13 protein-coding genes are annotated in these 17,165 nt (G+C 46.6%); 4 read left to right on the top strand and 9 right to left on the bottom strand.

The features are described 5' to 3' along the window. Positions 1-229: 229 nt before the first annotated feature. The 4 genes from HNQ56_RS00205 (at position 230) to HNQ56_RS00190 (ending at position 8,107) form a co-directional block, all read left to right on the top strand. Positions 230-1,999 (top strand): ABC transporter ATP-binding protein, encoded by a 1,770-nt coding sequence (locus HNQ56_RS00205; RefSeq protein ID WP_429141592.1) that lies wholly within the window; start codon positions 230-232, stop codon positions 1,997-1,999. Further along, positions 1,990-3,771 (top strand): ABC transporter ATP-binding protein, encoded by a 1,782-nt coding sequence (locus HNQ56_RS00200; protein WP_429141590.1) that lies wholly within the window; start codon positions 1,990-1,992, stop codon positions 3,769-3,771. The genes HNQ56_RS00205 and HNQ56_RS00200 overlap by 10 nt, the downstream gene beginning before the upstream one ends. A 639-nt stretch (positions 3,772-4,410) precedes the next feature. Next, entirely contained in the window at positions 4,411-5,583 is a 1,173-nt protein-coding gene (locus HNQ56_RS00195; RefSeq protein WP_429141588.1) for a tyrosine-type recombinase/integrase, read from the top strand. A 316-nt stretch (positions 5,584-5,899) separates the two neighbouring features. Beyond that, entirely contained in the window at positions 5,900-8,107 is a 2,208-nt protein-coding gene (locus HNQ56_RS00190) for a methyl-accepting chemotaxis protein (protein WP_429141586.1), read from the top strand. A 170-nt stretch (positions 8,108-8,277) separates the two neighbouring features. Here the strand turns inward: HNQ56_RS00190 and HNQ56_RS00185 are convergent, their stop codons facing one another. The 9 genes from HNQ56_RS00185 to HNQ56_RS00145 form a co-directional block, all read right to left on the bottom strand. Further along, positions 8,278-9,312, bottom strand: coding sequence for a serine hydrolase domain-containing protein (locus HNQ56_RS00185; RefSeq protein WP_429141584.1), 1,035 nt, complete (start codon positions 9,310-9,312; stop codon positions 8,278-8,280). Positions 9,313-9,323: 11 nt separating this feature from the next. Next, on the bottom strand, positions 9,324-10,199 hold the full coding sequence (locus tag HNQ56_RS00180) for a MurR/RpiR family transcriptional regulator (RefSeq protein ID WP_429141582.1): 876 nt from the start codon (positions 10,197-10,199) through the stop codon (positions 9,324-9,326). A gap of 36 nt (positions 10,200-10,235) precedes the next feature. After that, entirely contained in the window at positions 10,236-12,173 is a 1,938-nt protein-coding gene (locus tag HNQ56_RS00175; RefSeq protein WP_429141580.1) for an ABC transporter substrate-binding protein, read from the bottom strand. A gap of 29 nt (positions 12,174-12,202) precedes the next feature. After that, positions 12,203-12,904: a PIG-L deacetylase family protein gene (locus HNQ56_RS00170; RefSeq protein ID WP_429141579.1), complete on the bottom strand. Its 702-nt coding sequence runs from the start codon at positions 12,902-12,904 to the stop codon at positions 12,203-12,205. A 75-nt stretch (positions 12,905-12,979) separates the two neighbouring features. Then, positions 12,980-13,231, bottom strand: a complete 252-nt coding sequence (locus tag HNQ56_RS00165; RefSeq protein ID WP_429141577.1) for a hypothetical protein — start codon at positions 13,229-13,231, stop codon at positions 12,980-12,982. Further along, complete coding sequence (locus tag HNQ56_RS00160; protein ID WP_429141575.1) at positions 13,183-14,187, bottom strand: ABC transporter ATP-binding protein; 1,005 nt, start codon at positions 14,185-14,187, stop codon at positions 13,183-13,185. Before HNQ56_RS00160 ends, HNQ56_RS00165 begins: the two co-directional genes overlap by 49 nt. Next, on the bottom strand, positions 14,178-15,191 hold the full coding sequence (locus HNQ56_RS00155; RefSeq protein WP_429141573.1) for an ABC transporter ATP-binding protein: 1,014 nt from the start codon (positions 15,189-15,191) through the stop codon (positions 14,178-14,180). The genes HNQ56_RS00160 and HNQ56_RS00155 overlap by 10 nt, the downstream gene beginning before the upstream one ends. An 11-nt stretch (positions 15,192-15,202) precedes the next feature. Continuing rightward, complete coding sequence (locus HNQ56_RS00150) at positions 15,203-16,087, bottom strand: ABC transporter permease (RefSeq protein WP_429141572.1); 885 nt, start codon at positions 16,085-16,087, stop codon at positions 15,203-15,205. Positions 16,088-16,104: 17 nt separating this feature from the next. Then, positions 16,105-17,082: an ABC transporter permease gene (locus HNQ56_RS00145; RefSeq protein WP_429141570.1), complete on the bottom strand. Its 978-nt coding sequence runs from the start codon at positions 17,080-17,082 to the stop codon at positions 16,105-16,107. Positions 17,083-17,165: the final 83 nt, after the last annotated feature.

Below are 17,165 nucleotides of genomic sequence, written 5' to 3'. Positions count from 1 at the left end.
CTCCCCGCCCCTGCTGCCAGCGGAGGAAAAGAAAAAGAATTCGTTAAATTTTTGATTATTTGCCGTGGTATTATCATACCGCGGCTTTTTTGCATTTTCTGGAATATGTCTGCACTATTATAAAATTGACCTGATTACAAGATTGACTTAAAGATGGCGTATAGCGCTGGTATTATGTTTTTAAAAAGACATGGATCGAGCCTGTCTTCTGATTGGGAACGGAGGAGTTATGAAAAAGATTTCAAGTTATATTTTAAGGTACTGGTATGCTTATATTTTTGCGATTTTATGTATTATCATAGCAGTATCTCTCGACATGCTGTCACCGCAGGTAACAAAGCGGATTATAGATGATGTAATTGTAGGCAGGGAGCTGGGGCTTTTGCCGAGGCTGCTTCTGCTGATCCTCATCATCGGTGTAGGAAGATGTATCTTCCAATATGTAAAGGAATTGGTCTTTGACCTGGTAAGCTCAAGGATTACAGTGAATATCCGGAGGGACTTATTTAATCATATCCAGAGCCTGTCCCTGAACTTCTTTGATAAGAATAACACCGGAGAACTGATGTCCAGGGTAAAGGATGATGTTGACCGTATCTGGGCTGCCGTAGGCTTTGTCAGTATGCTGATCATTGAAGTGGTCATTCATACCTGCATCGTATTATACTGCATGTATCATCTAAGCCCCGGGCTGACGTTAATTCCCACCCTTATTCTGCCCGTAGTGGCCTGCCTCGCCTTCCTCATGGAAAAGAAGCTGGGCAATATTTATGAAGCCATCAGTGAGGAAAATGCCAAGCTGAATACCGTGGCGCAGGAGAACCTTGCGGGTGTACGTACGGTAAAGGCTTTTGCAAGGGAGAAGCATGAGATTACCAAGTTTCTCTCCCATAACAAACGTTACTATGATCTGAATATGCAGCAATCCAAGGTGTTCATCAAGCTGTATCCCTATTTTCAGTTTATCACCAAGCTGCTGCCGGTGCTTATTATCCTGTTCGGCGGCTACCAGGTGATCGAAGGGGAGATTACTCTGGGTACCCTGGGGGCCTTTGCTGAGTATTCCACCAATATTGTGTGGCCTATGGAAATGCTTGGCTGGTTATCCAATGACTTTGCTGCCGCTGTTGCATCGGTCAAGAGAATTAAGAAAATCTATGCGGAGAAGCCCATGATCAAGGAAGCGGAAACTCCGGTCGTTCTGAAAGAGGTAAAGGGCTCTGTCCGTTTTGATCAGGTCTCCTTTTCCCTTGCGGAGAAAAACATCCTGTCCGATATCAGCTTTGACCTGGCAGCGGGCAAAACCATCGGAATTATGGGCGCTACGGGAACAGGCAAGAGCTCCATTATCAACCTGCTCCAGCGTTTTTACGATACGACACAGGGCAGGATCTTCCTGGACGGCGTAGATATTCGGGAGCTGACCCTGCATCAGCTTCGCCAGAGCATCTCTCTGGTTATGCAGGATGTCTTCCTCTTCTCTGACACCATCAGTGAGAATGTGAAGCTGGGCAAGCGGAATCTGGTATGCGACAAGGCCGTTGCGGAGGCTGCAGCCAACGCCCAGGCAAGCGAATTTATCGAGCGCATGGAAGAACAATATGAAACCATCGTGGGGGAACGCGGCGTCGGGCTCTCCGGCGGGCAGAAGCAGCGAATCAGCATTGCCAGAGCCCTTGCTAAAAAGGCCCCGATTCTGGTGCTGGATGACTCCACCTCCGCCCTCGATATGGAAACCGAGCTTATGATACAGCGGTCTCTGTCCCAGATTGAGGCTACCAAGATCATCATCGCCCACCGTATCTCAGCGGTACGCAACGCGGATGAGATCATTATTCTGGACGGCGGCAGGATTGCGGAGCGCGGCACCCATGACAGCCTGTTACAAAATAAGAGCTATTACTATAACACATATATGGCGCAGTACGGAGATTATCTGGAACCCCCGGAAGACTCTGATTCTGTGTCCGACGAAAGGAAGGTGGCTACATGTCAATAAATGCCATCAAAGAAGATGAATACTTACAAAGTGTCAGCAAAAAGGTCACCCTGACCCGGCTGTTCCGCTATATGCTGGCTTATAAAGGACCGATTACTGCGGTTATCCTGATTATGCTTTCAACCGTAACCATATCCATTGTGAATCCCCTTATTATCGACCGGGCTATTGATGTCCATATCGCAGGAAAGGATGTAAAGGGTCTGCTTAAGCTCAGCATCTTTGCTCTCACACTGAATGTGACCTTTGTCGGCCTGGTAAAGCTTCGGATGTATCTTATGGCAAAGATCTCTAACAATGTTCTGCTTACCATCCGCCAGGAGCTTTACACCCATATCCAGAAGCTGAGCTTCAGCTTCTTCGACAGCCGGCCTACGGGTAAGATTCTTGCAAGAATCATCGGTGATGTCAACTCACTGAAGGATGTGCTGTCCAACAGTGTTACCACCCTGATTCCGGACTTTGTCACCCTTGTGGCCGTAGTGGTTATCATGGTGATTATTAACTGGAAGCTAGCGGTGGCCTCCCTGGTCTCCCTTCCCATTATGGCCCTGGGTCTATGGTATATCCAGACCCGTTCCCATAAAAGATGGCAGATTCACAGAAAGAAGAGCTCCAATCTCAACGCCTTTATTCATGAAGATCTTTCCGGAATGAGGATTATTCAGAGCTTTACTGCAGAGGAGGAGACGGAGGAAGCCTTTGAACAGCTGCTGAAGGAGCACCGGGATTCCTTTATCAATGCTATTGTCTTAAACGATGCCTTTGGTTCTGTCATCGACTTCAGCTGGGGTCTTGGCACCATCGCCATGTATTTCGTGGCAGTAAGAGTAATGGGCATTGACGGGGGAAATGTGGGTACCTTGATTGCATTTTCCATGTATATTAATATGTTCTGGCGCCCCATTATGAACCTGAGCAATTTCTACAACCAGCTGATCACCAATATCAGCGGAGCGGAGCGGATCTTTGACATTATGGACACCAGGCCGGAGATCGCCGATTCCCTGAATGTGGCTGAACTGCCGGAGATCCAGGGCGAAGTGGAATTCGATCATGTATCCTTTGCTTATGATGCTGACACTCCGGTCTTAAATGATGTGAGCTTCCGGATCAAGCCCGGTGAAACCATTGCTCTGGTAGGTCCCACCGGTGCCGGAAAGACCACCATCGTCAATCTGATCAGCCGCTTTTATGATATTCAGAAAGGCAATATCTACATCGACGGCTACAATATTAAGGATGTATCCATTGAAAGCTTAAGAAAACAGATGGGCATCATGACTCAGGATAATTTCCTGTTCTCCGGCACGATTGCGGATAATATCCGTTACGGCAAGCTGGATGCAACGGATGAGGAGATTATTGCCGCCGCCAAGGCAGTGAATGCCCACGACTTCATTATGAATATGGAGAAGGGCTATGAAACTGAGCTGAAGGAGCGGGGCGCAGGGTTATCCATTGGTCAGCGGCAGCTGCTGGCCTTTGCCAGAACCATGGTATCCATGCCTAAGATTCTTATTCTGGATGAAGCTACCTCAAGCATTGACACCCATACGGAACTGCTGGTGCAGCAGGGAATTGAGGCCCTGCTGAAGGGAAGAACCTCCTTTGTCATTGCACACCGGTTATCCACGATCCGCAAAGCGGACCGTATCTTTGTCATTGATGACGGGGGTATTCAAGAGGAAGGAACCTCGGATGAACTGCTGTCCATGAAGGGGCAATATTATAATTTATATATGGCTCAGTTTAAGAATTTGTCACTGTAATAAAAGATTCATATTGAAATAGGATTGTGCCCGTACCTGGCACACATAAAACAAGGCCTTCCATGACAGAATATGCATGGAAGGCCTTGTTTTGCAAAAATCATGATTCTCTTTTTCTCACTATTGTATATGTTATTATATAGGCAGCTGCTCCCAGAGCTGCGATGGCAAGAATTATCCCTCCTATATGGACTTTTCTCTCTTCCTCGGGCAGACGGACATCTTCCTCCGATGCAAAAGCCTCCTGCGAGACCTCCGTTTCTGAGCCAGCCCGTCTGCTCCGCCCCATCATGGTGTATATTGATCATGGCGTACATGTCGTTATTAATTAGTTACATGAAAGAAGCTGAGCTTCTCCGTGCCGGAAAGCTCAGCTTTTTTATGAATAACATTTTCAGGAAATCGTACGCAGTATATTTCATACTGCGTCGTCCCATTTATTTATAAATCTACAAAATTTATTATACATCGACAGCAAACGTATTGTCAAATATACATTGGAATCCATAAATTACCGTGTTGAAAATATATCCAGGAAATTATTTAATAGATAAGTGCGGATATTTACCTGCTATTAAGAAATTCGCCGTCAAAAAACACGTCAGAATTATAAGACTATCACAGCAAAGGAGTTTAACAATGGCACGAAGAGGAGAAAACATCTATAAACGCAAGGACGGACGTTGGGAAGGACGAATCCTGGGACAGGACAGAAAATATCAATATATTTATGCCAGATCATACACCGTTCTCAAGCAAAAGATGAGAAACTACCAGGAGCTTGCAAAAACCGCTCCTAAGAAGAAACTGGAATGGACAGGCAATGCCGCCGGACTATTTGAAGCCTGGCTGGAGGGAGATGTTCTGCAGCGGGTAAGACCCTCCACCTTTGAAAATTACTATCGCTGCGTGCATAAATATGTAATCCCTTTTTACAGGCAGTATGGGAAGAAGGAGATTACAGAGGATTCCGTTCTTCTTTTTTTGAAAGAGGTACGAGAAAATGCTTCCATTGCAGAATCCTCGCAAAGAAAAATACTCACAATATTTAAGATAGCCTTAAAAGAAATTCTAAAAGGAAGACCCGATTCCCATTCTATTATTACAGCTGTTAAATTGCCTCGTATTGAGTCTTCCGCTATAAATGTCTTTACAATGAAGGAACAACGGCTCATCGAGTATGCAGCCATCACTTTGGAGGATAAAAGTGCTTTGGGAATACTTTTTTGCTTTTATACCGGGATACGTCTCGGAGAGCTCTGCGCGCTAAGGTGGAACGATATTGATCTGGAGGCGGGAACCGTATCGATTACCCGTACCCTGTCCCGCGTAAGAAATCCGGAAAATAAAGACAGGAAAACCGTGCTGCATTTCGGTTCGCCTAAGAGCCGCAAATCACTCCGAACCATTCCGCTGCCTGCCTTTTTACTAAGTCTATTAAAAGAAAAAAGATTCCTTGTACCGGATGAAGCCTGCTACCTGCTGTCGGGTAAACCGATTCCCCTGGATCCGCGCAGCTTCCAGAAACTATTTAAAAGGGTTCTGAAAGCTGCCGGATTGCCGGATCGAAAATTTCATACCATCCGGCACACCTTTGCAACCCGCGCCCTTGAAATGGGAGTTGATATTAAGACGCTCAGTGAGATCCTTGGTCACTCCAATGTCTCTGTTACGCTGAATGTATATGCCCATTCTCTCATGGAACATAAGAAAACGGCCATAGAGAAGTTTAATCACATGTATCTCCAAAACATGGGTCTTACTTCTTTCGCCGTCACTTCTGCCGTCACAGCCGCATCCGGAGTGCGGTAATTCCACGGAATTCACGCTATATGACGCAGTATGAAATATACTGCGACTCTAGCACAAGCTTCTTTTTACTCTTGGTATCTCCAATCCGGCTCATTTTATTCCATGAAAGAGCAGCTGACATCTGCCGGATGATCGGAAGATACTCCTTATTCAGAACCTGGGCAAATGAGGGAGCCACAACAGGTATCTTTTTTTAGGAGGAACGTACAATGAAACGTCAGGATTCATCAAATCTTGAAAGTCTCACCTTTTGGGAGGGTGAGCGACTGCCGGGAACTCCGGTCAGAAACACCTACGGTGAAAGGGGACTCACAGAATGTTTAAGAAAATGAAATTGGCAGCAAAGCTCACTACAATTATTGCAATCGTATTAATCATTATTTTTACGGGTCTGGTAGCTGCCTCCGCCACCCTTTCCGGCCGCGCCATAGACACTGCGGTTTACGGAGAGCTGGAAGAGAATTCGAGGTATAACGGACTTCAGATCCAACAGATTTTTGACAATGCAGGTTCTGCCGCCAGGATCATACAATCCTATCTGGAAAAGGCTTATCGCTTATCCGAAGAGGCCCCTGAGACAATGATTCTTCCCACCTCTCCGGAAGTGATTGCCTTATACCAGAGTGTACTTTATCACCAGACACTGGCACCTCTGAACTATGATGTGGAGAAGTTTATGACGGAGGTAGCCAGAAATATTGTCCTAAATAACGAGGATATCCAGGGTATCGGAGTTATGTTCGAGCCTTTCAAATACCAGGAGGATATAAGAAGCTATTCCTTCTACATTGATTCTTCTACCGTGGAAAAGGACCCGGAGCCCTTTGCGGAGTATGAGGAATATTCCTCCGAACTGTACTATAAGACTGCCGCAGAATCAAAGAAGGCCATGGTAACCGATCCCTTTGATTACAACGGCATTATGATGGTGACCTATGCCAATCCGATTGTTTATAAAAATGACCTGCAGGGCGTTGTTATGGCAGATATTAATATTGACCATTTTAATAAGGTAGAAGCTGCCAGCAATCAGTATGCTTCTATGTATGCCGCTGTCTATAACAGCCAGGGTACAATTATATACGACAGCTCCAACGCCGAAAACACAGGAAAAGGCATGGCGGCTTCCATTCCCGGAGAAGCCGATCGGAACGCCATTCTGTCAAATATGGCTGCCGGTAAAGGATTTGATATAGAGATCACCGATAAAAGCGGACAGAAGACGGTCCAATTCTTCCAGCCGATTACGGTAGGAAGTGAAACCTGGTGGTCCCTGACCGCTGTCAGAGCCTCCGATATAACGCAAGCGGTTACTACCACCAGTATCTGGCTGGCGGTAATCTGTATCGGCGCCTTATTGCTCTTGATTTTCATCGTAATATTTGTACTTCGGGGCATGCTTCGTCCCATGCAGGAGGTTGTCAATGCTGCAGAGAGTATTTCCAGGGGCATGCTGGACGTAACCATCAACCATAAATCAGGGGATGAAATCGGAATTCTATCGGATGCTTTCCGGAATATGTCCGCCATTCTAAAGGAAATTGTATATGATGTCCGTTATCTGCTGGGAGAAATGTCCGAGGGTAATTTTAATATCAGAACCAACACAGAAGACAGCTATATAGGAGATTTTAAAGAATTCCTGGTATCCATGCGCAAGCTTCATGATAAGCTGAGCCATACTCTGATCCAGATTAACCAATCGGCAGACCAGGTCTCCATGGGTTCGGATCAGGTCTCTGACGGTGCGCTGGCCCTGTCCCAGGGAGCCACGGAACAGGCAGCGGCTATGGAGGAGCTGGCAGCTACAGTGGAGGAGCTTTCCCGGCAGGTGGATCATAATGCCTCCAGTTCGAGGGATGCCATAAAAATTGCTTCCCAGACCGGAGAACGGATGAGCCAGAGCAACCAGCAGATGCAGGAAATGCTTGCTGCTATGGATGAGATCAGTGCTTCCTCCAAAGAGATTAAAATTATTATGAAGACCATTGAGGATATTGCATTCCAGACAAATATTCTTGCTCTCAACGCCGCAGTAGAAGCGGCACGTGCGGGAAGTGCCGGCAAGGGCTTTGCTGTTGTAGCCGAAGAGGTCAGAAATCTGGCCAGCAAATCCTCCGAATCCTCCGGAAATACGGCTATTCTCATAGAACGCTCCCTGCGCGCGGTAGAAAACGGCATAAAGATTGCGGACGAAACTGCTGCCGCATTGCTATCTACGGTGCAAGGCTCCAAAGAGGTTATCAACACGATTGAAAAAATTTCTCAAGCCTCTATCGAGCAGGCATCCGCCATCAAGCAGGTAAGCGAAGGCTTTGAACAGATCTCCGCCGTTGTTCAGACGAATTCGGCTACCGCAGAGGAATCAGCGGCCGCCAGTGAAGAATTATCCGGCCAGGCGCGGATACTGAAGGATCTGGTATCTCAATTTAAGTACAGGGATGATTCCCGGCAGGAAGCCGCAGACATCGATCTGCCTTTGACAACGCAGAATAAATATTTATCCCTGCCTTCCTTCCGGTAACCCCGTCCCTTATCAAAGCTCCTTATCCGGTTTTTGAAATTGATATGAATACCTCTTAGAAATAAAGCAAGGATATCTCCGGTGCCCGAAAGCAACGGAGATATCCTTGATCTTTTTATATATGCTCAGCCGGACCGCGCGTTCTCCGCGCTTATCACAGCTGTTCCCGCCTATTGCAGCATAGCCAGGTTATGAAATACCTGCCGCACATGCCTTATATCATCCACCTCTCTGGAATAATATACCCGGTTAGTCAAAAGAATCGCATAGCTGTTATTCTCCGGATCAATCCAGATGGAGGTTCCGGTATATCCGGTATGTCCAAAGCTGCTTTCTGAAAAATATTCACCTGCCGTATTGTCCGGAGTATTCTTCACACACCAGCCCAGGCCCCGGTTTTCATTCAGCCCCTTCGTGTAATTCCTTGTCATCATATCCAGGGTTCTCTTATGAAGAAGCAGGGGACTGCCCTCCCGGCCCGGTGCCGACAAGGCCTCGGCAAAACGGCACATGTCCGTAATGCTGGAGAAAATACCCGCATTTCCGCTCACGCCCCCCATATGAAAGGCGTTCTCATCATGCACTTCGCCGGTTAAAAGCCTGTCCCGCCATTGGCAGTACTGGGTGGGCATAATATTCTCATAGCCGCTTTGGCGGGGGCAGTACATGGTATGCTCCATTCCAAGGGGCCTGCACACGGACTGATCAATCAGCCGGTCCAGGGATAAGCCCGTTACCTCCTCCAGAATCCGGCCCAGAACAATAAAGCCCAGGCAGGAATACTCGACACCGCCGCTTTGTCTCGGGGGCAGATTCCTGATTGCTTCCATGGCCCCTTCCCGGTCACTGCTGACCCGGTATAACAGGATATGGGCAGGAAGAATACTGGTGTGGGTCAGCAGCTCAAACATGGTGATCTTCCCGGTGGGATACCCCTTCCAGGATGTCAGGTACCGTTCCACCTGATCCGTCAATGCAATCCTGCCCTCTTCCATAAGCCGCAGAAAGGCAAGGCTCACAAACAGCTTTGTACAAGAGGCCATATCAAACAGCGTATCCCGGTTTACGGGTATCTTCGTTTCCGCTAAAGTTCCTATACTGTTTACAGCAAAGACCTCTTCCCCTCTTTTCATTGCATAGGCGGCACCGGTAAACACTCTTTTTTGAATGCTTTCCCTTAAAAAACTCTCTATCTTACCGGTCATGAAGCCACGCCCTATCTTCTTTTCTTTTCTTTGATAATATCATTGGTCTTTTTCAAGTACTTCTTAATCACATCATAGTCAGCGCTGGCAACGCAGGAGAACAGGATATCAACAATTGTCAGCATGGCAATTCTGGACCCCATGGCTCCGCTTCGGATCATAATCTCCGGTGTTGACATACTTAAAACGATATCTGCCTTTTCCGCCAGAATGCTTTTCGAGTATCTGGTAATTGCAATTACTTTTGCCTTCTGCTTTCTGGCGATTTCCAGGATATCAACAATCTCCTGGGTGTTGCCGGAATTTGATACCAGAATCGCCACATCCTCGCGGGTGAGCAGCGTGGCCATGGCATATTGCTGATGGCTGTCTTCCCAGGTAAAACAATTCATATTAATGCGAAGAAATTTATGTACCGCATCCATGCATACCAGGCTGGAGGCTCCTATTCCGAAGAAACAGATCCTTCTTGCTTTTTGAATCACCTTTACCGCCGCTGTTACCTCACTGGTATTTAAAACACTGATGGTATCCTCAATCGATTGTATATTTCTTTTTGCAATCTTTCGGATGATTACCGGAAAATCATCTCCTGGCTGGAGATCCGTATAAGGCTTCTCTTCCGTATTTTCATCATCAATATTCATTACCAGCGAGGAGGTCACGCTGATGATAAATTCCCGATAGCCTGTGAAGCCCACAGTTTTGCAAAACCTTAAAACAGAGGCCTCACTGGTACCGCTGAGGGTTGACAGGGTCTTGATTGACATCTTCGGAACCTCTCTCTGGTACTCTAAGATACAGTCAGCAACCTTCTGTTCCACAGGGGTAAGGCTGTCCTTCATCTCCCTAATTTTAATTAAAATATTATGATCTCCTATCGTCATACATTTCTCCACTTAATAATATATTATTGATGCATCTTATTTAACGAAATAGATCAAATCATCTTTAATCAGCTTAGCAAGAATTGTATTAATATTGCCATAGTAGTAGTAATTTTTCTGCACCGCATTCAACTCAGCGTCCGCCATGCTTAACTTCGGATCATAGATACGGAAGGGCGCCGCTTTCTCGATTACAGGGATGTACGCGCTCAAATCATTGGCAAGAACCATGAATTCCTCTGTAAGCTCCTTGGTTTTTTCCGCATCGTCCGTGTTAAACAGCTGATTTAACATTTCAGTTACATTATATTCCTTACCGCTTGTCGGTGCAAGCATAATTATATCCTGTCCCGGCTCAACCTTCGGCCAGCCCGCTCTGACATTGGTGAATAAGCTGCTGTAGGTTTCCCAGGGATGCGCGTAGGAGTCGGCGCCGGCAAGGAACACACAGGAAATCATCTTTTCATCCGATTTTGTAAAGTCATTCCAAACACCGAATTCCATAGGCTTAAAGTCAATATTAAAGCCAAAGTCCGTAAGCATGGTGCTCATTGCCTCTGCTGTCATCATGAAGGAGGGCCAGCTGTTGATGGTGGCAATGGAAATTACCGGAGCTTCCCCATTATCATCCAGCCATTTGCCATTCTCTTTGGTCCAGCCGATGCTTAAGAGCATTTCCTCTGCCCTTGCCGGATCATAGCCATAGTCCGTCAGTGTATCCATAAAGCCTTCATGTGTATAGGTGCCCTGCAGGGAAGGTAATAAGGGGCTGTTTTTCGTATCGCCCATGAAGCTTCCCGGCTCCGCGATGGTGATCAGCGCGCTTCTGTCCGTAGCCAGAGAAATCGCTTTCCTCACCTCGGGGATGTCCAGGGGATAATTGTTCACATTGATGGTGTAGCCAATGCTGGACATCTCGGGGATATAAATCTTTCTCATGGTGTCGGCATATTTCTTGTCTATCTGAGCGGACATATCCACATTCAGGCCGCCGTTTTCAACGGTATATTCCCCTGCCAGAATAGCAGTGGCAAATGCCTGGGAGTCACCGGGGCGCAGGCCGCGGATATTGGTGATTAACGGTGTTTTTCTATAGTGTTCATTGACCGTAAATAAGATCTCGGAGCTGTTGTGATTACCGATAACATATTGTCCCGAGAAAATAGCTTCATCAGGAGCCGGTTTGTAAGCTAAGAATTCTTCATTAGCTGCTGCCAGCTTACTGGTACCTTCTTCTGTAAAGATATATTTATTGGTTGCCGCATCAAAGCTTCTGCTATTTTCAGCGATATCCTTATATTTTTCAGCAAATCCTCCGTACACCTCATTGGGGGTCATAATCGGCTGATACAGGGATACATTTAATATCAGCTGGCTTTCTGTGCAGTAGGTGATGCGAACGGTCAGCTCATCCAACTTTTCAATGGAATCAACATAGGACCACATGGTATTTCTGCCGACGCCGCAGTATAGCTGGGTTAAAAGATCCTCCGCATCCAGCACGGAGCCGTCGCTCCATTTTAAGCCCGGTAAAAGCTTCATGGTTAAAACTTTATTGGAAAAATCATAGCTTTCCAACAGGGAGGTTTTAAAGGTTCTCTCCGGGAACGGTGTATAATAGGCAAGGTAATCATATACAAAGGGATACAGGGACCAGTTAATTCCCGCCGCATCGTAAGGATTTCCGTTAAAAGCCGGGGATGAGTCCACATCAATCAGTGTGGTCAGCATCTTTGTGGTATCCGCTTCCCCTTCCACTACCATGGACAGATCATTTTCCACGCCCGGTAATATGGCGCCGGAATCAATGGGATTGGTATCCTTATTTCCCTGATCGGTATTTCCCTTGTCCGTATTTTCTTTATTTACATTATCATTTCCGCCGTCTGGTTTTTTGCTGCAGCCGACCAGGGCCGACATTGTCATTGCAATACATAATGTTATGACTATCATTCTTTTTAACGTGAGTTTCATTTCATATCCTCCTCATAATTTGAATACCGCTAGAAGCTTGTCCGGATGATCTTTTTTGATTCCTCATCCACCGTAAACGCCTGTGCATATTTTTTTCTCGCCAGGTGTCCCCTTACTGCCATCAGATGGCTGTAGTAATCCATAAACTTGAAATCCTTGCTGTTGACCGTAAACCAATGGGTCTGAATTGCCTTTTTCCAGAGCTCAAAGCCCTCCTCTGTCACTTCAACATACACATAGGGCACGAACTCCGTTGCATCCTCCCAATTCTCAGCATAATAAGGTCCGCCTGCAAAATGATGGGGAAGCTCTCTCTCAATTCCCGGCAGTCCTGCAAAAAACTGAGCATCCCTCACAATCCGGTGGGTCAGCATATGATCCTTATGCATGCTGTACTTCCAATGGGTCAGAAGGACATTGGGCTTATACTTTCTGATCAGGTCGCAGAGAGCAAAGCGTACCTCATCATTATCCGGCAATTCACCGTCGGCATAATCAAATACAATTGCCTCTCCTCCAAGCATGGATGCAAATTCATTGGCCTCCCGGATCTTTTGTTCCCGGTATTCCGCCACCGTCATATGCGGCGGATTTCCTCTCTCTCCTCCGGTCAATGCCACGGTAATAATTTTGTGTCCCTGAAGAGCCATGGATGCGAGAACCCCTCCGCTTGTCAGCTCCGCGTCACCGATATGGCCTCCGATGGCCATAATCACTTTCTTATCCTCCATTTCTTTCACCTCCTTGATTTCTCTCCTTTTATTTATATAAATGATAAAGCTTGCCTGTTAAGAATCTCATTCTCTTTACTCCTTATTGGCGGTCTTTTTTAAAAACAGCAGCCCCGTGAAAAAAACAAAGGCGTTGATCCCAACCACCATAGCATATATTACATTTGTACCGGGGTTATTTCCGGTGAGTAAAAACGCGAATAAGCTGAAAATCAGCAGAGCACCGGAACAGACGGTGATAAACTTCACAAAATGGACCACATCCTCCATGCTGATATCTACCTTTTTTCGTCTGCTTTCCTCTTTATCTCCTCTGCGTAATGACATGCTACCATTCCTCCATTCACTTCCCTTAACTTCGGTTCCTCCGTCTCACATTGCTCCCTCCAGTAAGGACACCTTGGATGGAACTTACAGCCACCGGGCAGATTCAAGAGATCCGGCATATCCAGGGAACGCAGCGGGAGCTTTCCCGCATATTCCGCCCTCAGGGATGGATCGGCCTCCGGCACGGCTGCTACCAGGGCTTGAAAATACGGATGCATCGGGTTCGATATCGCCTCCTGGATCTTGTTGCTCTCAATCAGCCTTCCCAGATACATGACCATGATCTTTCCGTGTGCGGCGATATATCTGGCAGTTCCCAGATCATGCGTTATATATAGGAAGGAAATCCTGTATTTCTGATTCATCCTTGCCATCAGGTTCAGCAGGGAGATTCTCAGAGATACATCCACCATAGAGACCGGTTCGTCCGCCACAATTAATTTCGGCTTAACGGATAACGCCCTGGCAAGCAGAATTCTCTGCCTCTGCCCTCCGGAAAGCTGGTGGGGATATTTCTCCAGGAACATCTCCGGCGGGTTTAAGCCCACCTCATTAAAATATTCAAATAATATCTGGATTGCCTCCGTATGATTCTTCGCCAGCTTATGCCGCAGCAGGGGCAGGGTCAACGACTGTGCGATGGTCTTATTGGGGTTGAGCGCCGCATAGGAATCCTGGTGGACCATCTGGATCCCTAACCGGTATTCCTCGAATTCCCTGGAGGAGAGCTTCCGGATATTCTTTCCGTTAAATAATACCTCTCCTCTGGCCGGCTTATAGATATCCGTGATCACCTTGCCCAGTGTCGTCTTGCCGCATCCGCTCTCTCCCACAACCGCTACGATTTCACCCTCATCGATACTCAGGTTCATCCCAACCAGGGCATTTACTTTCCCCTTATGCTTCCCCTTGGCTGTAAAACAGACATCAACATCCTTTAGTTCAATCATTGGCATTTTTCTTTCACCTTCTTCCAAGCAGGGCATAATGTGAGCTGTTCATTTTCAATTTCCAGCATCTCCTTTATGAGGATCTCCTCGGATCTGCAGAGGCCGTCGCCGCATAAAAAGCATCTTGGCCCGAATCTGCAGCCTTTGGGAAGCTCCAGAAGATTCGGAGGATATCCCGGAATCGCTTTCCGGCTTGTGATATCATCCCGCAGGGAGGGCACCGCATTCATCAGCCCATAGGTATAGGGATGGGCCGGTTTTTTAAATACATCCTCCACCTTCCCATACTCCACCATCTGTCCGCAATACATGACGCCGATCCGGTCTACCACGGAGCCGATGATGGACACATCATGGGTCATAAAAATCATGGTTATTCCGGTTTCCTCATGTATCTTCCTCAAAATGTCTATAATATACCACTGGGTGATAACATCCAGTGCCGTTGTCGGCTCATCCAGGATAATAATGTCCGGTTCTAACAGCAGGCTTAAGGCAATAATGGTTCTCTGCTTCATCCCGCCGGAGAGCTGATGGGGATAGCTGTCCAGGATTCGTTCTTCCAGGCGGACCTGCCGGAGAAGTGTGGCTGCTCTCTCCAGTATCTGTTTTTTGGACATCTTTTTATTCTCATTATGTGCCATTGCTGTTTCAATAAAATGATCCTTTATCCTTAAGGTAGGATTAAGCACATTCTGGGCTGCCTGGAATACGGTTGTAATGTTCGTCCACCGAAGCCTGGAATATTCCTGGTCAGAAAGCTTTAGCAGATCCACGGTACTTCCGTCTTTTCTATGATACAGGATCTCACCGCCGGCAATTCTGCCCGGCGGGCTTATGGTTTTCAGAATACCGGATGCCAGCGTCGATTTACCGCTGCCGCTCTCTCCGATAATCCCGATAATATCGCCCCTGTAAAAATTAATGGATACCTCGTCGCAGGCACGAAGCTTTCCGCGGTTGGTTTTAAAATCAATGCATAAATTTTTTATCTCTAAGATTGGATCCATTCCTTACCTCCTCAGACTCTTAACCGTGGATTAAGCGCTTCATCAAGACCCGACGCAAACAAAAAGCATCCCAGCTGAAAGAAGACAATTCCCAGTACCGGAGCCAGAAAATATACAATTGTTCCCGACCCCATCAAGGCTCCCGTAGCGGTCAGGGACAGCTGAATCATCATTCCCCAGTGGTTGCCCTGGAACGGAACCAAGCCTAAATACATCAACCCGACGCTGGCCATAATGGCATCCTTCATAATGACGATGAAGCTGACCGCGATATAGGAAATAATGTTGGGAATAATATCATTCAGTATAATATCAATATTTCTTAAGCCAAGGATCCGGCTTGCTTCAATGAATTCCTTATGCTTAATGGTCAGAACCTGGGCACGGATTGCCTTCGCCAGGCCTGCCCAGGACCAGAGGCTGAGCAAGAGTCCGAACATGAATTCATTATTAATCCGGATGATCATGGATAAAATCATCGTTACCGGAAAGCTGGGTATGGTAATCACCACATTGGCCAGCATCATTAACACAGCATCCACCTTGCCGCCGAATAATCCTGCTATGATACCTACCGTACAGGCAATACAGATGGATATGACCCCGGCCCAAAAGGCAACCAGCAAAACATCACGCGAGCCCAGGATCAGCTGCACCAGGGTATCCTTGCCCGAATAGTCGGTCCCCAGCAGATGCTCCCAGGAGGGAGGCTTCAGACGCTGCAGATAATCCGCCTTTGGGGCTTGTAAAAACATCGGTCCGAAGATGGATATCCCCAGAAATACTAAAAGGATAATAAATCCGATCCTGGACATTTTATTGTTCCAGATCGTACTGAAAAACCCTTTCACACCGCCGGTGTTTTTCAGTTTGTAAACATTCTCTGCTTTCTTCATTTCGTTCCCCCCATGGATCAGCTTTCCCTCAGTCTCGGATTTAAGTATTTGTAGAGGAATTCTGCAATCAGACTGGATACTACAACCATCAGGATAATGACAAAGAACATACCCTGCATTAGTGTATAATCGCGCTTGGCAATGGCATTATTTAAGAAATATCCCACTCCCGGGTATAAGAACAGATTTTCAATCAGGGGTGAACCGCCGAACAGCAGGCCAAAGCTGATTGCAAGATTCGTTATCATCGGAAGTATGGCATTCTTACTGAGATAGCTTAATAATATCCTTCGGTTGGAGAGTCCTCTCACCTGTGCATATACAATGTAATCCTCGCCCAAGATACTTAAGGAGTTGGCCTTCATGGATAAAATCCAGCCGGAAACCGTTGTCAGGAAGAAGGCCATAACCGGAAGCACCGCATGCCTTAATACATCCTGTATAAAGGGCCAATTAAATCCTACGGTAACGGAGGTGCTGTATGCCCCCCTGGCAGGGAGCCATCGGAGGGTGACGGAAAACAAAAAAACCAGCAGATATGCGACCACATAGTTAGGTATTGCTCCAAGAATGGATTGATAGATAATTAATATATAATTCATAAATTTCTTTCTCTTCCACGCAATGAAAATCCCCAGGAGAATGCCGACGGAAAACGATAAGAAAAGAGACAGGGATGCAACCAGGAGCGTCCAGGGCAATGCATCCTTAATAATGCTGACAACACTTTTTTTGTAAGCAAGGCTGTTGCCCAGATTCCCTGTGACAATCCCCTTCGAATAATCCATAAAACGCTGCACCAGGGGCTTGTCCGGATCATAGTTCAATATCGCCTTAGCCCGTTCGTATGCTATATCATACTGTATGCTTTCTTTTTTCATAATCTCTGTCGCCATGATATCCACCGGATCTCCCGGCATGTTCTGTATTACTAAGAACATTACGACCAGCGATATCAGAATTGTTAGTATTGCAATCATTACCTTCTTAAGCATTCTCTCACACCTTCCAGAATTCAATATCTTATGTTGATATTGTATAACCTTTGAAACAATATGTCAATTGTTTTATTTGTTTT

Origin of the sequence: Anaerotaenia torta (genome assembly GCF_050433395.1) — a bacterium.
Lineage (GTDB): Bacteria > Bacillota > Clostridia > Lachnospirales > Lachnospiraceae > Mobilitalea > Mobilitalea torta.
Note: the sequence above shows the minus strand (reverse complement) of the source record. Positions and strands in the feature narration are given on the sequence as shown.